Source organism: Roseovarius tolerans (assembly GCF_028885395.1).
GTDB classification, from domain to species: Bacteria; Pseudomonadota; Alphaproteobacteria; order Rhodobacterales; family Rhodobacteraceae; genus Roseovarius; species Roseovarius tolerans.
The window spans coordinates 2318088-2344559 of sequence record NZ_CP118494.1 but is presented as its reverse complement, the minus strand read 5'-3'; the positions used below and the strand labels follow the sequence as shown (position 1 = coordinate 2344559).

Below are 26472 nucleotides of genomic sequence, written 5' to 3'. Positions count from 1 at the left end.
GGAAATCCCGGGACCGATTCGCCGCATCAAACGCGTTATTTGATGAAACTGCCATCGCGCAACTCTCTCATGGCCTGACGCAATTCATCTTGTGTGTTCATCACGATCGGGCCGTGCCACGCCACTGGCTCTTGCAGGGGCGCGCCCGAGATCAGCAGAAAGCGCACGCCATCCTCGCCCGCCTGCACGGTGACCTCGTCGCCGGTGCCGAAGCGCACCAGCGTCCGGTCCCCTGACGGGTCGCGCAGATGGAGCTCCTGTCCCGCCACCTCTTTTTCCAGCAGCACGCCGGTTGGCTGCGAGGCATCGGCAAAGGCCCCGGACCCGGCGAAGACATAAGCAAAGCTGCGCCGGTAGGTGTCGACGCGGAAGGTTTTCCGCACTCCCGGAGGCACCGATATATCGAGATATTGCGGGTCGGCGGCAATGCCGTCCACCGGGCCGCGCCTGCCCCAGAATTCGCCTACGATCACCCGCACGCGGGTGCCGTCATCGTCGATGATCTCAGGGATATCGGGAGATGTCACATCCTGATAGCGCGGCGCGGTCATCTTGAGCGAGGCGGGCAGGTTGGCCCAAAGCTGAAAGCCGTGCATCTGGCCCTGCGCGTTACCGCGCGGCATTTCCTGATGCAGGATGCCCGACCCGGCGGTCATCCATTGCACATCGCCCGCGCCCAAAGTGCCCGTGTTGCCGAGGCTGTCGCCATGCGCCACCGCGCCTTCGAGGACATAGGTGATCGTCTCGATGCCGCGATGCGGGTGCCACGGGAAGCCCTTGGCATAGCGCGCCGGATCATCGTTGCGGAAATCGTCAAACAGCAAGAACGGGTCAAGCTCTGACGGGTCGTGAAAGCCGAAGGCGCGGTGCAGGTGCACGCCTGCGCCCTCCATCGTGGGCTGCGCGGGGCGGGTCTCGAGAACGGGTCTGATCGACATGGGTGTCTCCTTTCAGACCCATAGATAAGCATGCGTGCCGCGCGGCGGCAGGGGGCGGTCTGTTCGCAGGCAAAGGGCGGCTGTGCGTTTTTGACGATCCCCCTCGCCAAGCCGGGGCAGGCGGGGTAAACGCGCGGGTTAAAGGGAGACGCGCGATGATTGACGATGAAGACGTGCAGGTGGTGCTGACCGCTTCGGCGGGGCGGCGGGTGATCGGCGTGGGGTCCGTGGCGGGGCTGGGCCTGATCCTGCTCTATCTCGCGCTGGTGCAATCCCCAAGCGTGGGTTGGCAGGTCTTCATGGTGGGGTTCGGCACCGGGGCGCTGTGGCTGGCGCAACGGATGTGGCAAGCGACCACGTTGCGGCTGGTGCTGTCGCCTGCGGGTCTGACATGCAGCGACGGGCGCGTGGTGGCGGACATGGAAGAGATTATCGGGGTGGACCGGGGGGCGTTCGCCTTCAAGCCGTCTAACGGCTTCATGCTCAAGCTCAGCCGCAAGGGTCCGTTTGCCTGGGAGCCGGGAATCTGGTGGCGGATCGGGCGGCGCGTAGGTGTGGGCGGCGTGACGCCCGGCACCCCGGCCAAGGTCATGGCCGAGATGATTCAGGAACGCATCACGCAGCGCGGGACCGATTGATCGAGGGCTGTCTTAGCTGGTCGTGTTGCTGGTGTTGCAGACGTCGATGTGGCACAGTTGCGGTGCGAAACGCAGCGTCATGAACATCCGCGCCTCGATCGGAAATTCACGGAACACACCGCCAAGCGTGACGGACGGCCGGTAAGGCGACAGGCTTTCGACGAGGATCATTTCCTGACCGTTGAGCATGGCCGGAAAGAAATCATCGGCATCCTGGACCATCGCCTGAGTCATTTCCTGGAACGCCCCGTCACCGCGGAGTTCCGACCAGCGCAATTCGAAGAAATCCACATTGTTGTCAGGGTCGAGGTGACGGCGGACGACGGTGATCCGCAACTGGCCGATGTCGGAGCGCGTCAGGTCGTTGAAAAGCGTTTTCGCGTTGTCGACATAGGTGTCGTCAATCGGCGTGCCGTTGTTCTGCTCGCGCGAAAGGATGTCGGCGATCGTGTAGGTCGCTTTCTCGGTCAGGCTTTGCTGGCGGAAGGCGCCATAGGCCTCGTAGGAAAAGAACAGGCCGATCGTCAGGAACGGGGCCATGATCACGGTCTCGAGGGCGGCGGTGCCGCGTTCGTCCGACCAGAATGATCCGAACAGTCGCTTCAAAAGGGAAGGTTTCATATCAAATCGGCTCCTGCACAAAGGCACTGGTGGCAACGATAAGCGCCTCGCCATTGGGATCCTTGAACACCGCGCGGCCCAGCCATTGCGACGGGTAGATGGGGGTATACTTGGCGCAGGCGCGCAGCATCATAAGCTGGTTTTCCCCGCCGGGGGTAAATTCACGCAGCGGCTTGGATTCATCGGCGGCATCGGTGCAATCCGGAGACGGATCAAGCTGGGTAAAGTTGCGTAGGTCGGTCGGGACCATTTCGAGGCGCAGCTTGTTTGCGCAATCGGGGATGATCAGCGAATTGTCGCAGATGATATCCTTGATGTCGTCATGTTGCGGCGCACTGCCTGTGCCGAGGCGGATTTCGCGGACCGCGATGTCGAGACCGCGTTCCAGCATGGTTGCGCGCAGCGTCACGAAACCCAGTTCGATCGAAAAGAACATGAACGAGAAGAAGAGCGGGGCCACCATCACGAATTCGAGCGAGGCGGTGCCCTTTTCGTCCCGCAGGTATCGGCGTACGCGCCGTGCGAAGGACCGTGTCATTGGGTCAGCCTCAACTGCTTGACGTTGACCGCGATGGTGTTGAACACGGTCTTGATGTTGAACGTGGTCGCGTTGAAATGGTGCGAGGTGGTCGAGGCGCAGTCGCGCAGTTTGTTCGCCGCGCTGGCCTGACTGCCCATTTCGAACGCCACCGTGTAGATCGTGATCCCCGCAGCATTGGCGGCGTCGCAGATGTCCTCCATCTGCGCGTCCTTCTTGCCCGGGGTGATCGCTTTGCTCCCGGAGGACCCGAATTCGTTGTAAGGGCCCCAGCTGCCTGTCTTGTTCTTGTAGTATTCGGGCGTCATCAGGCCCCACGCAATATCCCAGTCAATGCGCTCATGCGATATGTAGCCAGGTATGTTGGTAATGTCGCTGTTCTGGAAAGTCGCGCCGGTTTCCGTGTTGTAAAAGTCATCATAGTGCGGGCTGTAGAGAAAGAAGGAGGTGGTTTGACCGCCAGATGCGCGATACTTGCAATCGTAACGTGACCAGCTGCAGTATTGCTCGTACTGGCTGCCGTACCAGCGGCGGCTGGTGTCGTAACGATCATAAAGGTAGTGAAACTCCTGCTCTTGGTAGGTCACCTCATAGAGGTTGGAGTTTTCGCCACGATACTGAGCCGGCAGCCGGTAGCTATAGTCGTTCTTGCCGTCGCTCATGACCAGCATCACCTTGAGCGTGTCGCCGGTATCATAGGTGGCGGGCATGTTGCTCAGCAGCGGATCAACATCGTGATACGTCACCGTATTTCCGTTTCCGTCGATCTTGGTCTTGGTCACCTGCAAGGCGGTCACGACCGGTGCGAAAGCGGGGTCGAGCAGGGCTGCGCCCCACTTGATGCCCTCGTTGGTGCTGGTACTGCCGGCGGCCTGCAGGGAGTTGATCTTACCCTCGATCACGGATTGCTTGGTGGCGTAGGGCAGGATCTGAAAGAAGTCCTCGGGATAGCAGGTCTGGTTGTAAGTGTCGCCTGACCCCCACGCGAACGAATCGTTGGACAGATCCCCGAACGTGGTGCCGCGCTTGGAGGTGTAGAGCATCTGCTGATAGACTGTGGCCGGGTTCATTGCGGCGCTGTCGTAATCCGCGTCGCTGAATTCGAGGCACCGCGAATATTGATGGGTCGTGCTGACGTTGAGCGCCTCGAAAAGGCTCTTCGGGGGGGACACGGACCAGCTATAGGGCACGATGGAGATAACCGCGTCGCGTTCCTCGGTGTTTTCCATCACCGTCTGGACGAATTCGACCGCTGCGGGGCGCAGTGCGGTCATGCGTGAGCCCTGCATCGAGCCGGAGTTGTCGAGCACCATGGCGACTTCGAGTTTCGGGATCGTGACCTCGGCGGTGGCACCGGCGGAGGATTGGAGTTGATCCACAGCGGCGAATTTCATCAGGTAGGTATCGACGATGCGCACAGCGCGGGCGCTGACCTTGGCGGAATTGAGCTTGATGTCGATTTCGTCTTCCTGTTCGGCCAGCAGGTAGGCGCCGAGCCCGGCCTTGTCGAAGTAATCCTCGATCACGTCGCGCGCCTGGGCGCTGGTGCTGGCCTGTGCGCCGGCTAGGACTGCGCGGTCGAGCGTGGCCTGGAGGCTGGCACGGGCGGTTTCCTGACGCATCGTATCAAGGGCGATCCCGCCCATGACGAGCATCATGACGAACACGACGAACGAGAAGGCCGTGACGGAGCCATCCTCTTTGTTCAGAAACTTGTGAATGGGCCGCGAGGCGAGCGCGGTCCCATTTTTCAACAGGGCGGTCAGGCCCGGTTTCCTCGGAGCTTGCTCTACACGCATTCTGATCACCTCTTAATGACCTCAAAGGCCCCCGAAACCATAAGCTGGCACACATTATGCACCATTGGTCTCTATCCCAGTTCATTATGGTCGAATTATGGCCGAAAGGGGACAGAAATCGAAAGTTAACTCATTTAAATCAACAATATAGAAAAGCGGGGTTTATCGTTGCCTCTGGCGCGACAAACCGGGCGTTTCGGGATTGTGCAAGACCACGGAGGCCGTGGATCAGGTTACGGGTGGACAATCGTGGCACAGCCCTTAACCATCCCAGCAGCCACATGCCGGAGACTCGGCCGGAGACTCGGCCGGAGACTTGGAACGTGTAGTGTTCGCGTGACTGTGGCACAACAGGGAGGGAGTTGTAATGACCGCCAAGAGAGAACCGACATTCCGCGAAAGCGTGGATCTGATGTTCAACCGCGCCGTGGCACTGATGGAATTGCCGCCGGGGCTTGAGGAAAAGATCCGCGTCTGTAACGCCACCTACACCGTGCGGTTCGGCGTGCGTCTGCGCGGGCAGATCCACACTTTCACCGGCTATCGCAGCGTCCACTCCGAGCATATGGAGCCCGTCAAGGGCGGCATCCGCTATGCAATGGGTGTCAATCAGGACGAGGTCGAGGCGCTGGCGGCGCTGATGACCTATAAATGCGCGCTGGTCGAGGCCCCGTTCGGTGGCTCCAAGGGGGGGCTGCGCCTCGATCCGCGCGAGTGGGAAGAGCATGAGCTTGAGATGATCACGCGGCGCTTTGCCTATGAGCTGATCAAGCGCGACCTGATCCATCCCGCCCAGAACGTGCCGGCCCCCGACATGGGCACAGGCGAGCGCGAGATGGCCTGGATCGCGGATCAGTACAAGCGCATGGCCACCACCGATATCAATTACCGCGCCTGTGTCACCGGCAAGCCGATCCATGGCGGCGGCATTCAGGGCCGGACCGAGGCGACGGGGCGCGGCGTGCAATATGCGCTGCGCGAGTTCTTCCGTCATCCCGAGGATGTCGCGGCGGCGGGCATGTCGGGCAAGCTCGACGGCAAGCGTGTGGTCGTGCAGGGCCTTGGCAACGTGGGCTATCACGCGGCGAAGTTCCTGAGCGAGGAGGATGGCTGCAAGGTCACCGCGATCATCGAGCGCGACGGTGCGCTGATCGACGAGACCGGCCTCGATGTGGAGGCGGTGCGCAACTGGATCGCGCGTCATGGCGGCGTTGATGGCTATCCGGACGGCAAATATATCGCCGACGGGACAAAGGCGTTGGAAAACGAGTGTGAGATCCTCATTCCGGCGGCGATGGAAGGGGTGATCAACCTCGAGAATGCCGCGCGGATCAAGGCACCGCTGATCATCGAGGCGGCAAATGGCCCGGTCACGGCCGGGGCTGACGATATCCTGCGCCAGAAAGGCACGGTGATCATTCCCGACATGTATGCCAATGCGGGCGGCGTGACGGTGTCCTATTTCGAATGGGTCAAGAACCTCAGCCATATCCGCTTTGGTCGGATCGGGCGGCGTCAGGAAGAGGCGCGGCACCAGTTGATCATCGACGAATTGGAGCGGCTTGACGCGCATCTGGGCGATAACTGGCAGATGAGCCCGCATTTCAAGCAGCAATATCTGCGCGGTGCGGGTGAGCTGGAGCTGGTGCGCTCGGGGCTCGACGATACGATGCGCAGCGCATACCAGTCGATGCGCGAGGTCTGGCACAACCGACAGGACGTGACCGATCTGCGCACGGCAGCCTATCTGGTGTCCATCGCCAAGGTCGCGGCTAGCTATCGCGCCATGGGTCTGTAACAGGGCTCTGAGGCGGGCAGGTCGCGCATGGGCCGGGAAATGGCGGGAAAGATGGCAGAGCTTCGGCTCTGCCGTTGCTATTGAAGATGAGACTCTGTTCAGTCGCGTCGGATCACGGAGAAGGGGGCGGGCATGCGGTTTTCGGGGCTGCGGGTTCTGAAGGAAGGGCTGACCGGCAACAGGGGCTGGCAGGCGCATTGGCGCGATGCGATGCCCAAATCCGACTATGACGTGGTGATCATCGGCGGCGGCGGGCATGGCCTCTCGACCGCCTATTACCTGGCCAAGGAACACGGCATTACCAATGTCGCGGTTCTGGAAAAGGGCTATCTCGGCGGCGGCAACGTGGGCCGCAACACCACCATCGTGCGGGCCAACTATTTCCTGCCGGGCAATTCTGAATTCTACAGCCATTCGCTGAAACTGTGGGAGGGGTTGGAAGAGGATCTGAATTACAACGTGATGCACAGTCAGCGCGGGCAGATCGTGCTGTTTCACTCCGACGGGCAGCGCGATGCGGCGGCACGGCGCGGCAACGCGATGCGCAATCAGGGCGACGATGCGGAACTCTTGAGCGTGGCGGAGCTCAAACGCATGGTGCCCTATCTCGATTACGAGCAGGCGCGGTTTCCGATCTATGGCGGCCTCTTGCAGCGGCGCGCGGGCACCGCGCGGCATGACGCGGTGGCCTGGGGCTATGCGAGGGGGGCGAGCGACCGGGGCGTGGACCTCATCCAGAATTGCGAGGTGACGGGCATCGACATCGAGAATGGCCGGGTGCGCGGCGTGCAGACCACGCGCGGGGCCATTCGCGCCAGGAAACTGGCCATTGTCGTGGCCGGGCGCTCGTCTCAGGTGGCGGCGATGGCGGGGATGCGCCTGCCGATCGAGAGCCATGTGTTGCAGGCCTTTGTCACCGAGGGGCTGAAACCCTGCATCGACCATGTGATCAGCTTTGGCATGGGGCATTTCTATATCAGCCAGTCCGACAAGGGCGGGCTGGTCTTTGGCGGCGATCTGGACATGTACGCGTCGTATGCCGCGCGCGGCAACCTGCCGCTGGCCGAGCATGTGATGGAGGCAGGCATGACGCTGATGCCGATGATCGGCAACGCAAGCGTGTTGCGTAGCTGGGGCGGGATCATGGACATGTCGCCCGACGGCTCGCCGATCATCGACCATGCCGGGATCGACGGGCTCTATCTCAATTGCGGCTGGTGCTATGGCGGCTTCAAGGCGGTGCCGGGGTCGGGGCATGCGATGGCGCATCTGATCGCCACCGAGCGACCGCATCCGGCGGCCACGGGGTTTCGGTTGGACCGGTTCCGCACGGGGAGTGGGCTGATGGACGAGGAAGGCACCGGTACACAGCATAACCTGCATTGAGCCGGGCGGAGAGGGCGGAGTTTTGAGTATTTTTGGCAAGATGAAAGCGCAAGTGAGATGAGACTCGTCTGTCCGGTCTGTGGCGAGCGGGATCGCCGCGAGTTCTACTATCAGGGCGCGGCACTGGCGCGGCCCGAGGGGGACGCGTGGGCGCCGGACTGGGACGACTATCTGCATAATCGCGACAACCCGGCGGGGGTGACGCGCGATCTGTGGCAGCATGAGCAGGGCTGCGGGGCCTGGCTGATCGTGACCCGCGACACGGTCACGCATGAGGTTCTGGCCGTGGCGCTGGCGGCGGAGGCGGGCGCATGAGGGTTGAGGGCAAGGGGTTGATCGACCGTGACCGTCCGGTTTCGTTTCGTTTCGACGGGCGGGACTATCAGGGGTTTGCGGGCGACACGCTGGCCTCGGCGCTGCTGGCGAACGATGTGCGGATGGTGGCGCGGTCGTTCAAGTATCACCGCCCGCGCGGCGTGATGACCGCAGGTAGCGAGGAGCCGAATGCGCTGGTCACGCTGGGGCAGGGGGCGGCGCAGGAACCCAACCTGCGCGCGACCACGGTCGAGTTGCACGAAGGGCTCTGGGCACGCAGCCAGAATCGCTGGCCGACGCTCGGGTTCGATCTGCTGGCGGTGAATGATCTTCTCGCGCCCTTTCTTGGGGCGGGGTTCTACTACAAGACCTTCATGTGGCCGCGTGCGTTCTGGGAGCGGGTCTATGAGCCGGTGATCCGCCGGGCCGCCGGTCTTGGTGGGCTCTCGGGCGCGGCGGCGCTGGACCGGTATGAGCGCGCCTTTGCCCATTGCGACCTGCTGGTGATCGGCGGCGGGCCCGCCGGGCTGATGGCTGCGCGCGCCGCCGCAGAGGCGGGCGCGGATGTGATCCTCGCCGAGGAGGACACGCGGCTTGGCGGGCGGCTGCTGGCCGAGAGCGAGGAGGTCGACGGTGTGCCTGCCGTGGCGTGGGTGGAGGAGATCGCGGCGGAGCTCGCCGCGATGCCCAACGTGCGCATCATGACGCGCATGGCCGTGACGGGGGCCTATGATCAGGGCACGTATGGAGCGCTGGAACGGTTGGCCCCGGATGTGGCGGATCGCGCCCACGCGCCAAAGGGATGTTTCTGGCGGATCGTGGCAAAGCGCACGGTGCTTGCGGCGGTGGCGCTGGAGCGGCCGGTGGCCTTTGCGGGCAACGACCGGCCCGGCGTGATGATGGCGGGCGCGGTGCGGGCCTATCTCAATCGTTGGGGCGTGGCCCCGGGACGCAGCACAGTGGTCTTCGGCAACAATGACAGCGCGCATCGCACGGTGGCCGACTTGCAGGAGGCGGGGGTGCATGTGGCGGCGCTGGTCGACTCGCGGCATTATGCGCGCTGCGAACTCGATGTGCCGTTCTACCCCGGTGCGCAGGTCTGCGGTACAGCCGGGCGGCGCGGGCTGGAGGCGGTTACGATTGCCACGGCCAAGGGCGAAACCCGTATTGCCGTCGAGTGTCTGGCGATGTCGGGCGGGTGGAACCCGTCGGTGCATCTGGCCTGTCACATGGGGGCGCGACCGGTGTGGGACGCGGATCGGCTGGCCTTTCTGCCGCCCGAGGATGCGGTGCCGGGGCAGCGCGCGGCGGGGGCGGCTGCGGGGGAGTTTTCGACCCGCGCCTGTCTGGAGAGCGGATTGGCCGAGGGGCTGCGCGCGGCAAGCGATCTGGGGTTGAAGGTGCCGGACATGAGCGTGCCGTCGGCGGGCCATGCCGCCTATGACATCTTTCCGCTTTGGCAGGTGCCGGGCAAGGGGCGCGCCTGGCTCGATTTTCAGAACGATGTGACGGTCAAGGATGTGGATCTTGCCGCGCGGGAAAACTTTCGCTCGGTCGAGCATATGAAGCGCTACACGACGCAAGGAATGGCCCCCGATCAGGGCAAGAATTCGAACGTCAACGCGCTCGCCGTGTTGGCGGATGCGACCGGGCGCGGCATTCCTGAGACCGGCACGACCACCTTTCGCCCGCCTTATGTGCCGGTGCCGATTGCGGCGATGGGGGCGGGGGCCAAGGGCAAGGGCTTTGCGCCCGAACGGCTGACCACCTCGCATGCCGAGAGCGTGGCGCGGGGTGCGCCGATGATCGAGGTGGGGCTGTGGTATCGGCCCAGCTACTTCCCGCGCAAGGGCGAGAGCCATTGGCGGCAGTCCTGCGACCGGGAGGTGGAAATGGTGCGCGGGTGCGTGGGGGTCTGTGATGTCTCGACCCTCGGCAAGATCGACATTCAGGGCCCGGATGCGGCGCGGTTTCTGGATTTCGTCTATACCAATACGTTTTCCACGCTGAAGGAGGGCCGCGTGCGCTACGGCCTGATGCTGCGCGAGGATGGGCATGTCATGGATGACGGGACCTGTGCGCGGCTGGGGGAGAGCCATTACCTGATGACCACCACCACGGCGGCGGCGGGGCAGGTGATGCGGCATCTGGAGTTTGTGGTGCAGGTGCTGCGGCCCGGCTGGGATGTGCGGATGGTGTCGGTGACGGAAGAGTGGGCGCAGTTTGCCGTGGCGGGGCCGCAGGCGCGCGATCTGCTCAATGGTCTTTTGGATGCGCCGATTGACGACGCGGGGTTTCCCTTCATGGCCTGCGGCGCGGTGCGCGTGGGCGGAGTGGCGGGGCGGCTGTTCCGGATATCCTTCTCGGGCGAGCATGCCTATGAGATTGCGGTGCCCGCGCGCTATGGGGCGGCGCTGTTCTGTGAGTTGGTGGCGCGTGCCGAGGCCATGGGCGGCGGGGCCTACGGGATGGAGGCGCTCAATGTGCTGCGGATCGAGAAGGGCTTTATCACCCATGCCGAGATCCACGGGCGGGTGACGGCCTATGATATCGGCATGCAGGGGATGATGAGCGGCAAGAAGGATTTCATCGGAAAGGCGGCGTCGTCGCGGGTCGGGTTGATGGACCCGGTGCGGGAGCGTCTGGTGGGGCTCAAACCCGTGGGCGCGGTGAAGGAACTTCTGCCCGGCGCGCATCTGTTTGATGAAAGCGCCGAGGCGGTGAGCGCCAACGATCAGGGCTATATCACCAGCGCGTGCTATTCGCCGACGCTGGGCCATGTGATCGGGCAGGCGTTTCTGCGGCGCGGGCCGGAGCGGATTGGCGAGCGGGTGCGGATGGTCGATCACCTGCGCGGCTCGGAGACGCTGTGCGAGGTGACGGGCGTGGTGCAGTACGACCCGGACGGAGGGCGGTTGCGTGGTTGAGTTGCAAGCGGAGAGCCCCGGCGAGGGGCGGTTGCCGGTGACGGCGGGCGATATGACCTTGAGCGTGGCTGTGCCGGAGCGGATGACGTCGCTCGCGCCCTACAACGGGCAGGCCGCCGCGCTGTCGGAGGCGATGCAGGGGGCGCATGACATAGGCTGGCCCAAGGCCGGGCGGATGACCGGGCGCAAGGGCGCGCGGGCGATGTGGTTCGGGCGCGAGATGGCGCTCTTGATCGGGCCAGAGCCTGATCCGGGTCTGGCCGCGCATGCCGCCCTTGCCGATCAGTCCGATGCCTGGGCGGTGCTGACTCTGGAGGGGCCGGGGGCGGTGGAGGTGCTGGCGCGGCTCTGCCCGCTCGACCTGCGCGATCAGGTGTTCAAGCGCGGCCATGTCGCCCGCACCGAGGTGGCGCATATGGCCGGGGCGATCGCGCGCATGGGGGATCAGAGCTGGCGGATCATGGTCTTTCGCTCGATGGCCGGGACGTTGATCCACGAGGTCGAGACGGCGATGCGACGGGTCGCGGCGCGGCGAAATTCCCCGGGCGAGGGCGCTGACAGGGCCGGCGATTTGTCCCAGAACGTGACAAAGATCGAAGGAGAGACCGCCATGCGCCTGATGTTGATTGCCGCCCTGAGCACCCTGCCGCTGAGCGCCACGGCGCAGAATCCGATCTGTGCCCCTACCGGCGAGATTGTTTCGCGGGCCGTCGAGGCGCGCAAGGACGGGCAAGAGGCCCCGCAGGCAATCAAGACGATTAGCGCCGACATGACCGGCGAGATGGCCGCCTATGAGCCTGCCGTGCAGCCGCTGGTGGATTGGGTGTATACGCTCGACGAGGCGGAACTGAGCAAGGACGTGGCGGGCAGCTATGTCACGCAATGCGAGGCGCAGTAGAGCACTGGACTCTGAGCGCCACGCGCCCAATATAGGGGTATGAGCCTGCCCCCCGGATTCCTTGACGAGTTGCAAAGCCGCCTGTCGCTGTCTCAGGTCGTCGGGCGCAAGGTCATGTGGGATACGCGCAAGTCCAATCAGGCCAAGGGCGACATGTGGGCCCCGTGCCCGTTTCACCAGGAAAAAACCGCGTCTTTTCACGTAGATGACCGCAAGGGGTTTTACTACTGCTTTGGCTGTCACGCCAAGGGTGACGCGATCTCATTCGTGCGCGAGACCGAGAATGTCGATTTCATCGAGGCGGTGAAGATCCTCGCTACCGAGGCGGGCATGAGCGTGCCCGAACGCGACCCGCAGGCGCAGCAAAAGGCCGACCGGCGTGGTCAACTGGTCGAGGTGATGGAGCAGGCGGTCAAGTATTTCGGCCTGCAATTGCGCAGCGGGGCCGGGGCTGCGGCGCGCGACTATCTCAAGGGGCGCAGGCTGGATGAGGCGACGCAGGCGCGGTTTGATCTGGGCTTTGCCCCCGACGGCTGGCAGGGGCTGTGGGATCACCTGACGAGCAAGGGCGTGGCGCCTGAGATGATCCTTGCCTGCGGTCTGGCCAAGGAGAGCCAAAAGGGTGGCAAGCCCTATGACACGTTCCGCAACCGCATCATGTTCCCGATTCGCGATGCGCGCGGGCGGTGCATCGCCTTTGGCGGTCGGGCGATGGACCCCGATAACAGCGCCAAATATCTCAACTCGCCCGAGACCGAGATTTTCGACAAGTCGCACACCCTCTATAATCACGCGCCTGCGCGCGAGGCGGCGGGCAAGGGCCAGCCGCTGATCGTGGCAGAGGGCTATATGGATGTGATCGCTCTGGTGGCGGCGGGCTTTGGCGCGGCGGTGGCCCCGCTGGGCACGGCGGTGACCGAGCATCAGATGCAGCTCTTGTGGCGGGTAGCGCCCGAGCCGGTGATCATGCTCGACGGCGACCGGGCCGGGCTTCAGGCCGCCTACCGGGTGATCGACCTTGCCCTGCCGCTGCTGGAGGCGGGCAAATCGCTGCGTTTCGCGCTGATGCCCGAGGGGCAGGACCCCGATGACCTGCTGAGGGCCGAAGGAGCGGGGGCGGTGCAAACGCGGGTTGAGGCGGCGATGCCGATGGTGCGCCTGTTGTGGCAGCGCGAGACCGAGGGGCGCGACTTTGACAGCCCCGAGCGCAAGGCGGCGCTGGAGCGCGTCTGCCGCGAGAAGACCGGGCTAATCCGCGATCCGTCGCTGCGCAGTTATTACGATCAGGAACTCAAGGATCTGCGCTGGCAGCTTTTCAATCCGCGCCGTGCGGCGGGGGGCGGCACGTTCACGCCTCGTCCGCGTGGCGGCAAGTGGCCCCCGCCAGAGCCTGCCCGCGCGACCACCAAATCCTCGCTTCTGGTCACCGCGGCGGGGGATACGCATCTGCGCGAGGCGGTGATTCTGGCGACGCTGATCTGCTGCCCCGAGGTGATGGAGAGTTTCGAGAGCCAGATCGAGCGGATGGAATGTCAGGACCCGGATCACGCGCGGCTGCGCGCGCTGATCCTGCGCCACGCGTCCGCCGGGGCCGACACCCTGCGCGCGCAGATCGAGGATGAGATGGGGACCGCGCCCCTTGAAAAGCTGCTGGCACTGCCCCATGTCGCGCTTGCCCCGCCGGTGCGGTATCCGGGCGACACCGAGCTTGCCAGCCTGACCCTGAGCGAGGAACTGGCCAAGCTGATGGCACAGCGGGGCGTGCAAGCCGAGATGCACGAGGCCGCCGAGGACATGGCCGGACTGGCCGACGAGGCGATCACATGGCGGCTTGCACAGGCGGCGGAGGCGCGCAACAAGGCGCTGCGCAGCCAGCAGGAGGACAAGGCCGAATACGAGCTGGGTGAGAACGGAGCGGCGATCAAACGTGACGAGAAAGAGCAGTTTGCCGCGCTCCTGGGTAAGATAAGCTTTTCCAAACAGAGGCGATAACCGCATTTTGGGGAAGAATGGACAATAAAATCGGGGTAAACGGGTGTGCGAATCACCTGATCGCGCTATTGATTCGGGTTAATCGAATCACCTGCACCGTCCCTAACTGAGGAGTCTTTCATGGCCGCCAAGGATACCGAGGACCAAAAGCCCGACGACGCCGAGACCGAGGTCTCGCTCGACATGTCTCAGGCGGCGGTCAAGAGGATGATTGCCGAGGCGCGTGAGAAGGGGTTCATCACCTACGATCAGCTCAACGAGGTGCTGCCGCCCGATCAGGTCAGTTCCGAGCAGATCGAGGACGTGATGTCGATGCTGTCGGAGATGGGCATCAACATCATCGAGGCCGAGGACGCCGAAGAAGAAGAGAACCGGACTACCGCCGTCGCCGAAGTGGGCAAGCGCGGCGAGATCACGCTTGGCTCGGGCAAGGAAGAAAAGCTCGACCGCACGGATGATCCGGTGCGCATGTATCTGCGCGAGATGGGCTCGGTCGAACTGCTGAGCCGCGAGGGCGAGATCGCCATCGCCAAGCGGATCGAGGCCGGGCGCAACACGATGATCGCGGGCCTTTGCGAGAGCCCGCTGACCTTTCAGGCGATCACCATCTGGCGCGACGAACTTCTGGGCGAAGACATTCTGCTGCGCGACGTGATCGACCTTGAGGCCACGTTCGGCAATCAGCCGGGCGAGGAGGGGGCCGAACCGGTCGTCGAGGCGGCCAACGTCACCAGCCCGCCGGCCAATCGCAGCGAGAGCAGCGACGAGCCGGAACTCGATGCCGACGGCAACCCGATCCAGAGCGAGGATGACGAGGACGAGGACGAGCAGGCCAACATGAGCCTTGCGGCGATGGAAGCCGCGCTCAAGCCGCGCGTGCTCGAAACGCTCGACCGGATCGCCGAGGATTTCGCGCAGCTGAGCGAAATGCAGGACAGCCGGATTTCTGCGACGCTCAACGAGGACGGGTCGTTCTCGGCCGATCAGGAAGCGAAATACCAAAAGTTGCGGTCCGAAATCGTCAAGCTCGTCAACGAGTTGCACCTGCACAACAACCGCATCGAGGCGCTGATCGACCAGCTTTACGGGATCAACCGCCGGATCATGCAGATCGACACGGCGATGGTCAAACTCGCCGATCAGGCGCGGATCAACCGCAAGGAATTCGTTGAGGAGTATCGCGGGCGCGAACTCGATCCAAACTGGCTCGACGACATGGCGGCGAAATCCGGGCGCGGCTGGCAGATGTTCATGGAGCGCAGCCCCGAGAAAGTGGCCGAATTGCGCGCCGACATGGCGCAGGTGGGCCAGTATGTGGGCCTTGATATCTCCGAGTTCCGCCGCATCGTCGGGCAGGTCCAGAAGGGTGAGAAAGAGGCGCGTCAGGCCAAGAAGGAAATGGTCGAGGCAAACCTGCGGCTGGTCATCTCGATTGCCAAGAAATACACCAACCGTGGCCTGCAATTCCTTGATCTCATTCAGGAAGGTAATATCGGCCTGATGAAGGCGGTGGACAAGTTCGAGTATCGTCGGGGCTACAAGTTCTCGACCTATGCGACATGGTGGATCCGTCAGGCGATCACGCGTAGCATCGCCGATCAGGCGCGCACCATCCGCATTCCGGTGCACATGATCGAGACGATCAACAAACTGGTGCGCACGGGCCGTCAGATGCTGCACGAGATCGGACGGGAACCGACACCGGAAGAGCTGGCCGAAAAGCTGCAAATGCCGCTCGAAAAGGTCCGCAAGGTGATGAAGATCGCCAAGGAGCCGATTTCTCTGGAGACGCCGATTGGCGACGAGGAAGACAGCCAGCTTGGCGATTTCATCGAGGACAAGAACGTCATCCTGCCGCTTGATTCAGCTATTCAGGACAACCTGAAAGAGACCACGACACGGGTGCTGTCGTCGCTCACCCCGCGAGAGGAGCGGGTGCTGCGGATGCGGTTTGGCATCGGGATGAACACCGATCACACGCTAGAAGAGGTGGGGCAGCAGTTCTCGGTCACCCGCGAACGCATCCGTCAGATCGAGGCCAAGGCGCTTCGGAAGCTGAAGCATCCCAGCCGGTCGCGGAAGCTGCGGAGTTTCCTGGATCAGTAAGGAGGCCTAATGTCGATCCTGTCACGCCTGTTCGGAGGAGGGGGCAAGTCCGAGACGCGGGCGGAGGTGTCTGAAACCTACAAGGATTTTCGGATCATCGCCGCGCCGCAGAGTGACGATGAGGGGTATCGCGTCGGTGCGCGGATCGAGAAAGAGGTCGGCGGCGAGGTGAAGGTGCATCATCTGCTGCGCGCCGACACGCTGCGCAGCCTCGATGAGGCCGAGACGTTTTCGATCCGCAAGGCGAAACAGGTCATCGACGAGCAGGGCGAACGGATTTTCCGCTGAGATCCGCGCCACGTAAGGCGCGCGCCCCGGCCCGGAGGCCGGGGCGTTTTGTCATGCCAGCATGACCATCGGGTTTTCGAGGTTCTCGACGATCTGCTGCAGGAGTTCCGCCCCCATTGCGCCGTCGATCACCCGGTGATCGACCGAGAGCGTCACCGACATGACCGTGGCAACGGTCAGTTCGCCATCAGAACCCACCACCGGCTTTTTCTGGCCCGCGCCGACGGCGAGGATCGCGCCATGCGGCGGGTTGATGACGGCGTCGAAATTCTGGATCCCGAACATGCCGAGGTTGGAGATCGCGAAGGTGCCGCCCTGATATTCATGGGGGGCAAGCTTGCGGTCGCGGGCGCGGGTGGCGAGGTCTTTCATCTCCGCCGATAGCGCCGAGAGCGATTTCATCTCGGCATCCTTGAGGACAGGCGTGAACAGCCCGCCCTCGATGGCGACGGCGACGGCCACGTCCGAGGGTTTCAGCTTGAGCACCTTGTCGCCGGCCCAGACGGCATTGGCATCGGGCACGGCCTGCAACGCCAGGGCACAGGCCTTGATGATGAAGTCGTTGACCGACAGTTTCACGCCGCGCGATTCAAGCTGCTTGTTGAGGTCGCTGCGGAATTTCATCAGCGCGTCGAGCCTGATCTCGCGGCGCAGGTAGAAATGCGGAACGGTCTGCTTGGCCTCGGTCAGGCGCGCGGCGATGGTCTTGCGCATCCCGTCGAGCTTGACCTCCTCGAACTCGCGGCCCTCGTACATGGCGATGACGGCATCGGCGGAGGGGCCGGAGGCGGGGGCCGGGGCCTTGTCCGCTGGTTTGGCGGCCTCCTTGGCGGCGGCGGCGGCGGGTTTGGCATCCTCGACATCGGCGCGCACGATGCGGCCATGCGGGCCGGAGCCCTTGATCTGGCGGAGATCCAGCCCTTTTTCCGCAGCGATCCGGCGGGCGAGGGGCGAAGCGAAGATACGCTCGCCGCTGTCGTCCTTGGGGGCCGCCGGGGCGGGGGTGTCGGATTTGGCGACTGGCTCTGCGGATTTGCCTTTGCCGGAGCCTTCGCCGCCTGCTTTCTCGTCCTTGGCGGGCTCTTTCGCGTCTGCCGATTTCGGGGCACTGGACTCGCCGGACTTGATATCGTCGGCGCTTTCGCCTTCCTCCAGCAAGACGGCGATGGGGGTGTTGACCTTCACCCCTTCGGTGCCATCCTCAATCAGGATCTTGCCGATGGTGCCTTCGTCGACGGCCTCGAATTCCATCGTGGCCTTGTCGGTCTCGATCTCGGCCAGAAGGTCACCGGCGTTGACGGTGTCCCCCTCCTTGACCAGCCATTTGGCGAGCGTGCCCTCTTCCATGGTGGGCGAGAGGGCGGGCATGAGTATTTCGGTTGGCATCGCGTCGCTCTCCTTACCGGTAGGTCACTTGGCGCACGGCGTCGATCACCTCGGAGGTCGAGGTCAGCGCCAGCTTTTCGAGATTGGCCGCGTAGGGCATCGGCACGTCCTTGCCGGTGCAGTTGATCACCGGCGCGTCGAGATAGTCGAACGCCTTTTGCATCAGCACCGAGGAGATGTAGCTACCGATGGAGGGCACGGGCCAGCCTTCCTCGACGGTGACGCAGCGGTTGGTTTTCATCACCGACTTGATCACCGTGTCGGTGTCCATTGGGCGCAGGGTGCGCAGGTCGATCACCTCGGCGTCGATGCCGTCCTCGGCGAGTTTCTCGGCGGCCTCAAGCGCGTAGGTCATGCCGATGCCGAAGCTGACGATGGTCACGTCAGAGCCGTCGCGCCAGATCTTGGCCTTGCCGAAGGGGATGGTGAAATCATCCATCTTGGGCACCTCGAAGGACTTGCCGTAGAGGATCTCGTTTTCGAGGAAGACCACCGGGTTGGGGTCGCGGATGGCGCTTTTCAGCAGGCCCTTGGCGCAGGCGGCTGAGTATGGCTGGACCACGCGCAGGCCGGGCACCTGGGCATACCAGGCGGCGTAGTCCTGGCTGTGCTGGGCACCGACGCGGGCGGCGGCGCCGTTGGGGCCACGGAAGACGATCGGGCTGCCCATCTGACCGCCGGACATGTAGAGCGTCTTGGCGGCGGAGTTGATGATCTGGTCGATCGCCTGCATGGCGAAGTTCCAGGTCATGAATTCGACGATGGGACGCAAGCCGCCCCAGGATGCTCCCACCCCGATGCCGGCAAAGCCGTGTTCGGTGATCGGCGTGTCGATCACGCGCTTGCCGCCGAATTCATCCAACAGGTTCTGGGTGATCTTGTAGGCGCCCTCGTATTCGGCGACCTCTTCGCCCATGATGAAGACCGTGTCGTCGCGACGCATTTCCTCGGCCATGGCGGCGTTGAGGGCCTCGCGGACGGTCTTGTTCTCCATCTCGGTGCCCTCGGGCCAGTCGGGGCTGGTGTCGGATTTGGGGGCGGCGGGGGCCTTGGTCTCGGCGGATTTCGGGGCTTCCGCGTCATCGCTGTCGTCCTTGGCCTTGGGGGTCGGTGCGCTTGATGCGGTGTCGATATCGTCGGCGCTTTCGCCTTCTTCCAGCAGGACGGCGATAGGGGTGTTGACCTTGACGCCTTCGGTGCCGTCTTGAATCAGGATCTTGCCGATGGTGCCTTCGTCCACCGCCTCGAATTCCATCGTGGCCTTGTCGGTTTCGATCTCGGCCATGATGTCACCGGCATTGACGGTGTCGCCTTCCTTGACCAGCCATTTGGCGAGTGTGCCTTCCTCCATCGTGGGGGAGAGGGCGGGCATGAGAATTTCGGTAGCCATTGTCGTCTCTCCTCCTCAGGCGTTCTGCGGTGCCACGTCGGCGATGATGTCGGTCCAGAGTTCGTCGGTTGCGGGCTCCGGGCTTTCCTTGGCGAAATCGGCGCTGGCGTTGACCACTTCCTTGATTTCCTTGTCGATGGCCTTGAGATCCTCCTCGGAGGCGTGGCCGCCGGAGATCAGCAGCTCGCGGACATGTTCAATGGCGTCTTTCTCCTCGCGCATTTTCTGCACCTCTTCGCGGGTGCGATACTTGGCGGGGTCGGACATCGAATGGCCACGGTAGCGGTAGGTCTTGATTTCAAGGATGTACGGCCCCTTGCCGGAGCGGCAGTGCGCGACGGCCTTGTCGCCCGCTTCTTTCACCGCGAGCACGTCCATGCCGTCGACCGCCTCGCCGGGAATGCCGAAGGCTTCGCCCCGGGTGTAGATGTCAGGGGTGGAGGTGGAGCGCTTCTGCGAGGTGCCCATGGCGTATTGGTTGTTTTCGATCACGAAGATCACCGGCAGGTCCCAGAGCGCGGCCATGTTGAAGGTCTCGTAGACCTGCCCCTGATTGGCCGCGCCATCGCCGAAATAGGTGAAGGTGACGCGATTGTTTTCAAGGTACTTGTCGGCGAAGGCGAGCCCCGCGCCAAGCGGCACATTGGCCCCGACGATGCCGTGGCCGCCGTAGAACTGCTTTTCGGTCGAGAACATGTGCATCGACCCGCCCTTGCCCCGGCTGTAGCCACCCTCGCGCCCGGTGAGTTCGGCCATGACGCCCTTGGGGTCCATCCCGCAGGCGAGCATGTGGCCGTGATCGCGATAGGTGGTGACGCGCTTGTCGCCGTCCTCGGCGGCGGCCTCGAGACCCACGACGACGGCCTCTTGCCCGATATAGAGATGGCAGAAGCCGCCGATCAGGCCCATGCCATAAAGCTGGCCTGCCTTCTCCTCGAATCGGCGGATAAGCAGCATGTCACGGTAATACTGGGTGAGTTCGTCGGCGGAAACGTTTGGTTTCTTGGCGCTTTTCCGGGTGGCCATGGGCGGGCAACTCCTTGTTGGCGTATATAGTTTAGCATTAAACTATTTCATACACCAATCATTGTGGCGTTGCGAGAGTGAATTTGGTGGAGGTGACAGCGGGGTTGGTTGGCCTGGAGCAGACCGTGGCGTAAGCCGCGCCATCGCATGTCCGCGGGCAGGCGATCCGACGGTGTTTCAGAGCACTTTATTTCTGCCGTGCTGCAAAAGGTTCAATCGACGCGCTGACTTGACCAAATCGCCTGTCCGGGGGGCGGACATGCGATGGCGCGGCGGCCTTCGGCCTTGATTCCGCGCCGGGTCTGCCAATCGAATGTCCCCTCCAGGCCACTGCCGGGGCTTAACGAATGACGATCTCGTCGCCGCGCATCAGGCCCAGAACCTCGCGGGCCTGCTGGTCGAGCAGATCGAGATCGAGAAAGCCGTCCGACAGCCGGTGCGTCAGATTTTCCATCCGCGCCACCTGTGTCTCCAGTGTCTGGAGCTGTGCACGCAACTCAGCGCTTTGCGCCTCGATCTCGGCACGGCGGAACAGCCCGTAATCCCCCTGCACGGCGGCGAAGGTGAAATAGGCGCCCAGAAAGAACGCCACGGTGAAAAAGATCAGCGTGCCCCAGGGGCGGCTGCGGGGGGTCATGATGTGCTCTGCCTCGTTCTGCCGCCTCTTGTCGGGCGATCAAATGCACCATGCCACAGGTGATTCGCTTTGTGAATCCCCTTTCGCCGCGAATTTCCGCGCTCTAGCATGACTGAAAGGAGGCCCGCCATGTCCCAGACCCCTGCGCATGAGACGCTTGCCACCCACGAGGTCATGAACCAGCCTGCGGCGCGTGGCGATCTGGATCTGTGGGGGGATGATCCGGCCCTGCAGACCCATGCCGGGGCGTCGGGGGCGGATGGCGATCATCTGGCGGATTACGGCGCAAAGATGGGAACGCAGGCGATGCGCGCGGCGGGGCGCGACGCGAACCGGCATCCCCCCGAGCTGGTGCTGTTCGACGCGGGCGGGCGCAGGCTCGATGAGGTGCGCTTTCAGCCCGCCTATCACGCGTTGATGCAGGCCGGGGTCGGCGCGGGCTATGCCGCCCTGCCGTGGGAGGGGGCGGCGGGCGGCCATGCCAGCCATGCGGCGATGGTCTACCTGACCAGCCAGGTGGAGCCGGGCGTGTGCTGCCCGATGACCATGACCTATGCCGCGATCCCGGCGCTGCGGGCCGACACCGCGCTGCTGGGCGAGTGGGTGCCCAAGCTGACGGCGCGCGCCTATGACCTGGAGGCAAAGGTGCTGGCGCGCAAGGCAGGCGCGACACTGGGCATGGCGATGACCGAAAAGCAGGGCGGGTCGGACATTCGCTCCAATGCGACACGGGCCGTGCCGGAGGGAGATCACTACCGGCTGACCGGGCATAAATGGTTCTGTTCCGCGCCGATGTCGGATGGGTTCCTGACGCTGGCGCAGGCCGAGGGCGGGCTGACCTGTTTTCTGGTGCCGCGCTGGCTGGAGGGCGGGCGCAACGGCATTCACATTCAAAGGCTCAAGGACAAGCTGGGCAACCGCGCCAATGCCTCGGCCGAGATCGAGTACCACGGGGCGCTGGCGCATCGGCTGGGCGAGGAGGGCGCGGGCGTGCGCACGATCCTCGAGATGGTGCATCACACCCGGCTGGATACCGCGATGGCGCCTGCGGGGCTGATGCGGGCCGCACTCGATCACGCCAGCCATTGGGCGCGGCATCGCAGCGCGTTTCAGAAACAGTTGATCGACCAGCCGCTGATGCGGTCGGTGCTAGCCGATCTGGCGCTCGATTGGGAGGGGACGCTGGCCTTGGGTCTGCATGTGGCACGCGCCTTTGATGGCACATCCCCGCGCGACCGCGCCTTTGCCCGCCTGGGCGTGGCGCTGGCAAAGTTTCTCGGCAACAAGCTCTGCCCCGGGCTGGTCTATGAGGCGATGGAGGTGATGGGCGGCATGGGCTATGTCGAGGACACGCCCCTGCCGCTGCTCTACCGCGAGGCGCCGCTCAATTCGATCTGGGAGGGGTCGGGTAACGTGATCTGCCTCGATATCCTGCGCACGCTGGCGCGCGAGCCGCTGGCGGGCGAGGCACTCTCGGAGGAGTTGGCGCAGGTGGCGGGGCAGGATGCGCGGTTCGACGCGGCGCTGCGCGCGCATATGCAGACCTTTCCCAAGCCACCCGGGGAGGCACAGGCGCGCTGGTATGCCGAGAGCCTCGCCACGCTGCTCACCGCCTCGGTGCTGCTGCGCCATGCACCCGATGCGGTGGCCGGGGCCTATATCGCCACCCGTCTGAGCGAGCCGCGCGGGCGCGTCGCCGGGGCCATTGGCCGGATAGACACCGGGGCGGTTCTGGCGCGGCTGGGCGGTTTCAGTCAATAAATTCCGAAAGCCGAATGTGTTTGACCCAGATCAAGGCCGGGATCGCAACCGGTCGCATAGGGTGCGGGTGTGAAAGAGAGATTCTGAAATCACCTTAACCCGGAGAGAGGTTCTCATGCGTAAAGTCCTGACCGCCGCCGCCCTTGGCCTTGCCACGCTGGCTGCACCCGCAACGCAGGCTGAGGAGGCCACGAAAATGGTCACCATCCTGACCAGCGAAGAGCCGCAGACACAGCTCATGTCGATGGTGCTGACCATGCAGTCCATGCAGGCGGGGGCAGCGGCCTATGTGCTTTTGTGCGGCCCGGCGGGCGACCTGGCGCTCAAGGATGCCCCGGAGGCGGCCACCGCACCGCAACCGCCCAAGGGGATGAGCCCGCAACTGCTGATGCAGAAGATCATGGAGCAGGGTGCCACGGTCGAGGTCTGTGCGATCTACCTGCCCGGTAAGGGCGTTGCGCAGGAGGCGCTGCTTGATGGGATCGGCGCGGCCAAGCCGCCTGCGGTGGCCAAGCGATTGCTGGCTGATGGAACGCGGATCATGTCCTTCTGACGGGCTGATCCGCAGGGCCGCCTCACACCGTCGCCCAAGGGTATGAGTGTCTGTGTTTCTTGTAAGGGGACGAGACTGCGAGGCGGCCCGCCTTTTGGTAAGAGTGGATGGGGTGGGGCTGCCCTTGAAGCCGTCGATGAGTGCTGCCGCGCATCGCGCGGGGGCTCAATCCGATATCCGCGACACGCTAGGAACATGCCGGTTCATGGGTTTAGCTGTGCTCTTCCTCGGACACGGCCGCCAAGGCGCGGTTATAGGCCTTGAGCGCGTCCACGTGAAAGAGCGCACCCTGCAATTCGGGCGGCTGATCGCCCCCGGCCAGCGTCACCACGGGCAGGAACCGCACGCCCGCGCGCTCGAACATCGGCATCGCGGCCTCGAGCGTGGTGGTGACGTCGATATAGACGCCCTGTTCGATCAGCGACCAGCATTGCGTCTCGTCCGCCGCGCGTTCGTGATCGGGAGGGCGCATCAGTGCGCGAACCCGGAACATCGCCAGAAGGTAATCCTGCGGGCCCGCCGCAAGGCGGATGCCGCGCCGCATCAACTGCGTCAGGAAGAATGAGCGCCGCACCAGCTTGGAGCCGAGCGCGGTGGACATCGATACCGCCACCATCACCGCAAGGCCGGTCTGCCAGTCGCCGGTCAACTCGAAGACGATGAGCGTGGTTGATATCGGCGCGCCCAGTACCGCCGCGGCGACCGCCCCCATCCCCGCCAGTGCATAGAGCGTGTAGGCCCCCGACACGTCGGGAAAGACCGCCGTCGCCATGTGACCAAAGGCCAATCCCGTCAGCGCGCCGACCATCAGCGATGGCGAGAATACCCCGCCGCCCATGCGCCCACCGATGGTGATCGCCACCGCCGCGACCTTGAGCACGGCAAAGACCACCGCCTCATGCCACAAAAGCGCGCCGGTGAGGGCTGCCGAGGTGGTCTCGTATCCGACGCCGATGATATGCGGAAACCAGATTGCGATTGCGCCCAGCAACAGCCCCGCCCCGGCAGGGCGCAGCCAGCGCGGCAGGCGCAGTTTCAGTTGCACATGGCTCGCCACGTCCTCGGCCAGAAAGATTGCGCGCATCAGCGCCGCTGCCACCACGCCGCAGACCAGCCCGAGGATCAGGAAGGCGGGCAGTTCGGCGTAGAATTCCAGCGCGCTGGCCTGCGGCAGGGCAAATTCGGTGACATCGCCGAATTCGAGCCGGTTGATCACCGTGCCGGCCACGCTCGCGATCACGATGGGTGCAAAGGCGTGCACCGCGAAATGCCGCAGCACGACCTCGAGCGCGAAGAGCGCCCCGGCGATAGGGGCGTTGAACGAGGCCGAGACGGCGGCGGCTACCGCACAGCCCAGAAGGTCGCGCCCGGTGACCCCGTCGGCGTGAATGCGGTCGCTGACCCAGCTGGAGATCACGCCCGCGAGGTGGACCACCGGCCCTTCGCGCCCCGACGAGCCACCCGTGCCCAGTGTAATCAGCGACGCGGCGGCCGAGGCCAGCCCCTCGCGGCGCTCGACGCGGCCTTCGGCCATCGCCGCGCCCTCGATCACGTCAGCGACCGAGCGTACGCGCGCGTCGGGCGTGAAATGGTGCAGGATCAGCCCCACCACCAGCCCGCCCGCCACCGGTAGCATCAAGATCCAGTACCACGGTAGTTGTTCGGCAAGGCTGTGCAGGCGGGTCACGTCGTCGGTTCCGTAAACGAGGCCTTGAAGTGCAGTGATCCCCTTGCGGAAGAACAGCGCGGCAAAACCCGCCGCGACGCCGATCATCAGGGCGATCAGCCAGAACTGGAACTGGCTCGGCCCGCGTTTGCGCAGCACCTGCCAGCCATCGCGCAGGCCCTGTGCCGCCGCGCGGCACAATTGACGGATAAACGACGCGTCCTCTGCCTGCATCTCCACCTCTTGACCGTCCGGACCGCGCTTTCGTCTCGGGCTCGCATCGCCTAGTGTGGGGTCACACTCACGAATGAAAGCCACGACATGGACACACTTGACGCAATCGCCGAACTCCAATCCTGTCTAGGACAACGGGTGACGCGGTCCAAGTCCGATCTTGACCTGCACGGGCGCAGCGAGTCGTATTTTCCCGAAGCCCCGCCCGATGCGGTGGCTTATCCCGAGACAACCGAGGAGGTGGCGCAGATCGTCAGCGTCTGCGCGCGGCATGGCCTGCCGGTGATCGGCTGGGGCACGGGCACCTCGCTGGAGGGTCAGGCACAAGCGTCTTCGGGCGGCATCGCGGTGGATTTCAGCCGCATGAACCGGGTTTTGGAAATCGCGCAGGAGGACATGACCGTGCGGGTGCAGCCCGGCGTTACGCGCGAGGCGCTGAACGAGGAACTGCGCGCCACGGGGCTGATGTTCCCGGTCGATCCCGGGGCCAATGCCTCGATCGGCGGGATGGCCGCGACGCGTGCCAGCGGCACCACCGCCGTGCGCTATGGCACGATGCGTGACAATGTGCTGGCCCTCGAGGTGGTGACGGCGGCGGGCGGGATCCTGCGCACCGGGACGGGGGCGCGCAAATCTTCGTCCGGGTATGATCTGACGGGGCTTTTCGTCGGCTCCGAGGGCACGCTGGGGCTGATGACGGAACTGACTCTGCGGCTCTATGGCCAGCCCGAGGCGATATCGGCTGCCGTTTGCGGCTTCGAGACGGTGGAGCAGGCGGTGCAGACCGTGATCGACACGATCCAGTGCGGGTTGCCGATGGCGCGGATCGAGTTGATGGACACCGACAGCGTGCGCGCGGTGAATGCCTACGCGCGCATGGACCTGCCGGAAAAGCCGCACCTGTTGCTGGAGTTTCACGGCAGCCCCGGTGGCGTGACCGAACAGGCCGAGAGTTTCGGGGCGCTGGCCGCCGATCATGGCGGATCGGGCTTTGACTGGGCGACCCGGACTGAGGCGCGCACGGCGCTCTGGACGATGCGGCACAATGCCTATTACGCGATCCTTGCCGCACGACCGGGCGCGCGGGCGGTGGTCACCGATATCTGCGTGCCGATCTCGAAGCTGGCGCAGGCCATAGAGGAGACCCGCGCCGACCTGCAGGAAGCAGGTGTTCCGGGGCCGATCCTGGGGCATGTCGGGGATGGCAATTTTCACGCGGTGCTGCTGGTGAATGAGAGCGATCCTGGGGAACTCGCCCGAGCCAAGGCGGCCGCCGCGCGCATGGTCGAGCGCAGTCTCGCGCTCGGTGGGACGGCCACCGGCGAGCATGGCATCGGTGTGGGCAAGCTCGATTACATGGCGCGCGAGCACGGGACGGGCTGGGCGATGATGGGCGCGATCAAGGCGGCGCTTGACCCCGGGGGCATCATGAACCCCGGTAAGTTGGTGCCGCCGGCGGGGTAGGTGGGCGTTTGGGCCTGTTGCTGCCGTTGACCGCTTCACTCATGCGCGGAATCAAGGCCGAAGGCCGCCGCGCATCGCCGGGCCGCCCCCCGGCACGGCGATTTGGCTGCA

21 protein-coding genes are annotated in these 26472 nt (G+C 64.3%); 12 read left to right on the top strand and 9 right to left on the bottom strand.

Annotated elements, in window-relative coordinates; genetic code table 11:
- Window positions 1–35: 35 nt before the first annotated feature.
- The gene (locus PVU19_RS11550) at window positions 36–938 is read right to left on the bottom strand and encodes a pirin family protein (RefSeq protein ID WP_050661240.1); all 903 of its coding nucleotides are present in this window, start codon (window positions 936–938) and stop codon (window positions 36–38) included.
- 155 nt (window positions 939–1093) lie between these two features.
- Between PVU19_RS11550 and PVU19_RS11545 the strand changes: the two genes are divergently transcribed.
- Window positions 1094–1576: a hypothetical protein gene (locus PVU19_RS11545; protein ID WP_050661239.1), complete on the top strand. Its 483-nt coding sequence runs from the start codon at window positions 1094–1096 to the stop codon at window positions 1574–1576.
- 12 nt (window positions 1577–1588) lie between these two features.
- On the opposite strand, the gene PVU19_RS11540 is transcribed toward PVU19_RS11545, so the two are convergent.
- The 3 genes from PVU19_RS11540 to PVU19_RS11530 are packed head-to-tail and all read right to left on the bottom strand — an operon-like array spanning window position 1589 to window position 4534.
- Entirely contained in the window at window positions 1589–2197 is a 609-nt protein-coding gene (locus PVU19_RS11540) for a TadE/TadG family type IV pilus assembly protein (RefSeq protein ID WP_050661238.1), read from the bottom strand.
- Window position 2198: 1 nt separating this feature from the next.
- Window positions 2199–2735, bottom strand: a complete 537-nt coding sequence (locus PVU19_RS11535) for a TadE/TadG family type IV pilus assembly protein (protein WP_050661237.1) — start codon at window positions 2733–2735, stop codon at window positions 2199–2201.
- Window positions 2732–4534, bottom strand: coding sequence for a Tad domain-containing protein (locus PVU19_RS11530; RefSeq protein WP_082237317.1), 1803 nt, complete (start codon window positions 4532–4534; stop codon window positions 2732–2734). Before PVU19_RS11530 ends, PVU19_RS11535 begins: the two co-directional genes overlap by 4 nt.
- Window positions 4535–4901: 367 nt before the next feature.
- Between PVU19_RS11530 and PVU19_RS11525 the strand changes: the two genes are divergently transcribed.
- From PVU19_RS11525 to PVU19_RS11490, 8 genes are all read left to right on the top strand, one after another.
- Entirely contained in the window at window positions 4902–6332 is a 1431-nt protein-coding gene (locus PVU19_RS11525; RefSeq protein WP_050661235.1) for a Glu/Leu/Phe/Val family dehydrogenase, read from the top strand.
- 132 nt (window positions 6333–6464) lie between these two features.
- Window positions 6465–7718 (top strand): sarcosine oxidase subunit beta family protein, encoded by a 1254-nt coding sequence (locus PVU19_RS11520; RefSeq protein WP_050661234.1) that lies wholly within the window; start codon window positions 6465–6467, stop codon window positions 7716–7718.
- Window positions 7719–7775: 57 nt separating this feature from the next.
- Window positions 7776–8033, top strand: a complete 258-nt coding sequence (locus tag PVU19_RS11515) for a sarcosine oxidase subunit delta (protein ID WP_050661233.1) — start codon at window positions 7776–7778, stop codon at window positions 8031–8033.
- Window positions 8030–10960: a sarcosine oxidase subunit alpha family protein gene (locus tag PVU19_RS11510; RefSeq protein WP_050661232.1), complete on the top strand. Its 2931-nt coding sequence runs from the start codon at window positions 8030–8032 to the stop codon at window positions 10958–10960. The genes PVU19_RS11515 and PVU19_RS11510 overlap by 4 nt, the downstream gene beginning before the upstream one ends.
- The gene (locus PVU19_RS19345; RefSeq protein ID WP_321164579.1) at window positions 10953–11858 is read left to right on the top strand and encodes a sarcosine oxidase subunit gamma; all 906 of its coding nucleotides are present in this window, start codon (window positions 10953–10955) and stop codon (window positions 11856–11858) included. Before PVU19_RS11510 ends, PVU19_RS19345 begins: the two co-directional genes overlap by 8 nt.
- Window positions 11859–11897: 39 nt before the next feature.
- On the top strand, window positions 11898–13850 hold the full coding sequence (gene dnaG, locus PVU19_RS11500) for a DNA primase (RefSeq protein ID WP_050661231.1): 1953 nt from the start codon (window positions 11898–11900) through the stop codon (window positions 13848–13850).
- A gap of 120 nt (window positions 13851–13970) precedes the next feature.
- Window positions 13971–15956 (top strand): RNA polymerase sigma factor RpoD, encoded by a 1986-nt coding sequence (gene rpoD / locus PVU19_RS11495; protein WP_050661230.1) that lies wholly within the window; start codon window positions 13971–13973, stop codon window positions 15954–15956.
- Window positions 15957–15965: 9 nt separating this feature from the next.
- Window positions 15966–16244: an HlyU family transcriptional regulator gene (locus PVU19_RS11490; RefSeq protein ID WP_050661229.1), complete on the top strand. Its 279-nt coding sequence runs from the start codon at window positions 15966–15968 to the stop codon at window positions 16242–16244.
- 51 nt (window positions 16245–16295) lie between these two features.
- On the opposite strand, the gene PVU19_RS11485 is transcribed toward PVU19_RS11490, so the two are convergent.
- The 4 genes from PVU19_RS11485 to PVU19_RS11470 all read right to left on the bottom strand — a co-directional run bounded on the left by PVU19_RS11485 (window position 16296) and on the right by PVU19_RS11470 (window position 20683).
- Window positions 16296–17630, bottom strand: coding sequence for a pyruvate dehydrogenase complex dihydrolipoamide acetyltransferase (locus PVU19_RS11485; protein WP_050661228.1), 1335 nt, complete (start codon window positions 17628–17630; stop codon window positions 16296–16298).
- A 13-nt stretch (window positions 17631–17643) separates the two neighbouring features.
- A complete protein-coding gene (locus PVU19_RS11480; RefSeq protein ID WP_050661227.1) occupies window positions 17644–19020 on the bottom strand; it encodes a pyruvate dehydrogenase complex E1 component subunit beta in 1377 nt (458 codons plus the stop codon).
- Between the two features lie 15 nt (window positions 19021–19035).
- The gene (gene pdhA, locus PVU19_RS11475) at window positions 19036–20046 is read right to left on the bottom strand and encodes a pyruvate dehydrogenase (acetyl-transferring) E1 component subunit alpha (RefSeq protein WP_050661226.1); all 1011 of its coding nucleotides are present in this window, start codon (window positions 20044–20046) and stop codon (window positions 19036–19038) included.
- A 340-nt stretch (window positions 20047–20386) separates the two neighbouring features.
- Entirely contained in the window at window positions 20387–20683 is a 297-nt protein-coding gene (locus PVU19_RS11470) for an FtsB family cell division protein (protein ID WP_050661225.1), read from the bottom strand.
- 129 nt (window positions 20684–20812) lie between these two features.
- Here PVU19_RS11470 and PVU19_RS11465 point away from each other — a divergent pair, with 129 nt between their 5' ends.
- Entirely contained in the window at window positions 20813–22444 is a 1632-nt protein-coding gene (locus PVU19_RS11465) for an acyl-CoA dehydrogenase family protein (protein WP_050661224.1), read from the top strand.
- A gap of 115 nt (window positions 22445–22559) precedes the next feature.
- Window positions 22560–22997, top strand: a complete 438-nt coding sequence (locus tag PVU19_RS11460) for a DsrE family protein (RefSeq protein WP_050661223.1) — start codon at window positions 22560–22562, stop codon at window positions 22995–22997.
- Between the two features lie 211 nt (window positions 22998–23208).
- On the opposite strand, the gene PVU19_RS11455 is transcribed toward PVU19_RS11460, so the two are convergent.
- Window positions 23209–24897: a chloride channel protein gene (locus PVU19_RS11455; protein WP_050661222.1), complete on the bottom strand. Its 1689-nt coding sequence runs from the start codon at window positions 24895–24897 to the stop codon at window positions 23209–23211.
- Between the two features lie 87 nt (window positions 24898–24984).
- Here PVU19_RS11455 and PVU19_RS11450 point away from each other — a divergent pair, with 87 nt between their 5' ends.
- A complete protein-coding gene (locus tag PVU19_RS11450) occupies window positions 24985–26361 on the top strand; it encodes an FAD-binding oxidoreductase (protein WP_050661221.1) in 1377 nt (458 codons plus the stop codon).
- The last annotated feature ends 111 nt before the right edge of the window (window positions 26362–26472 follow it).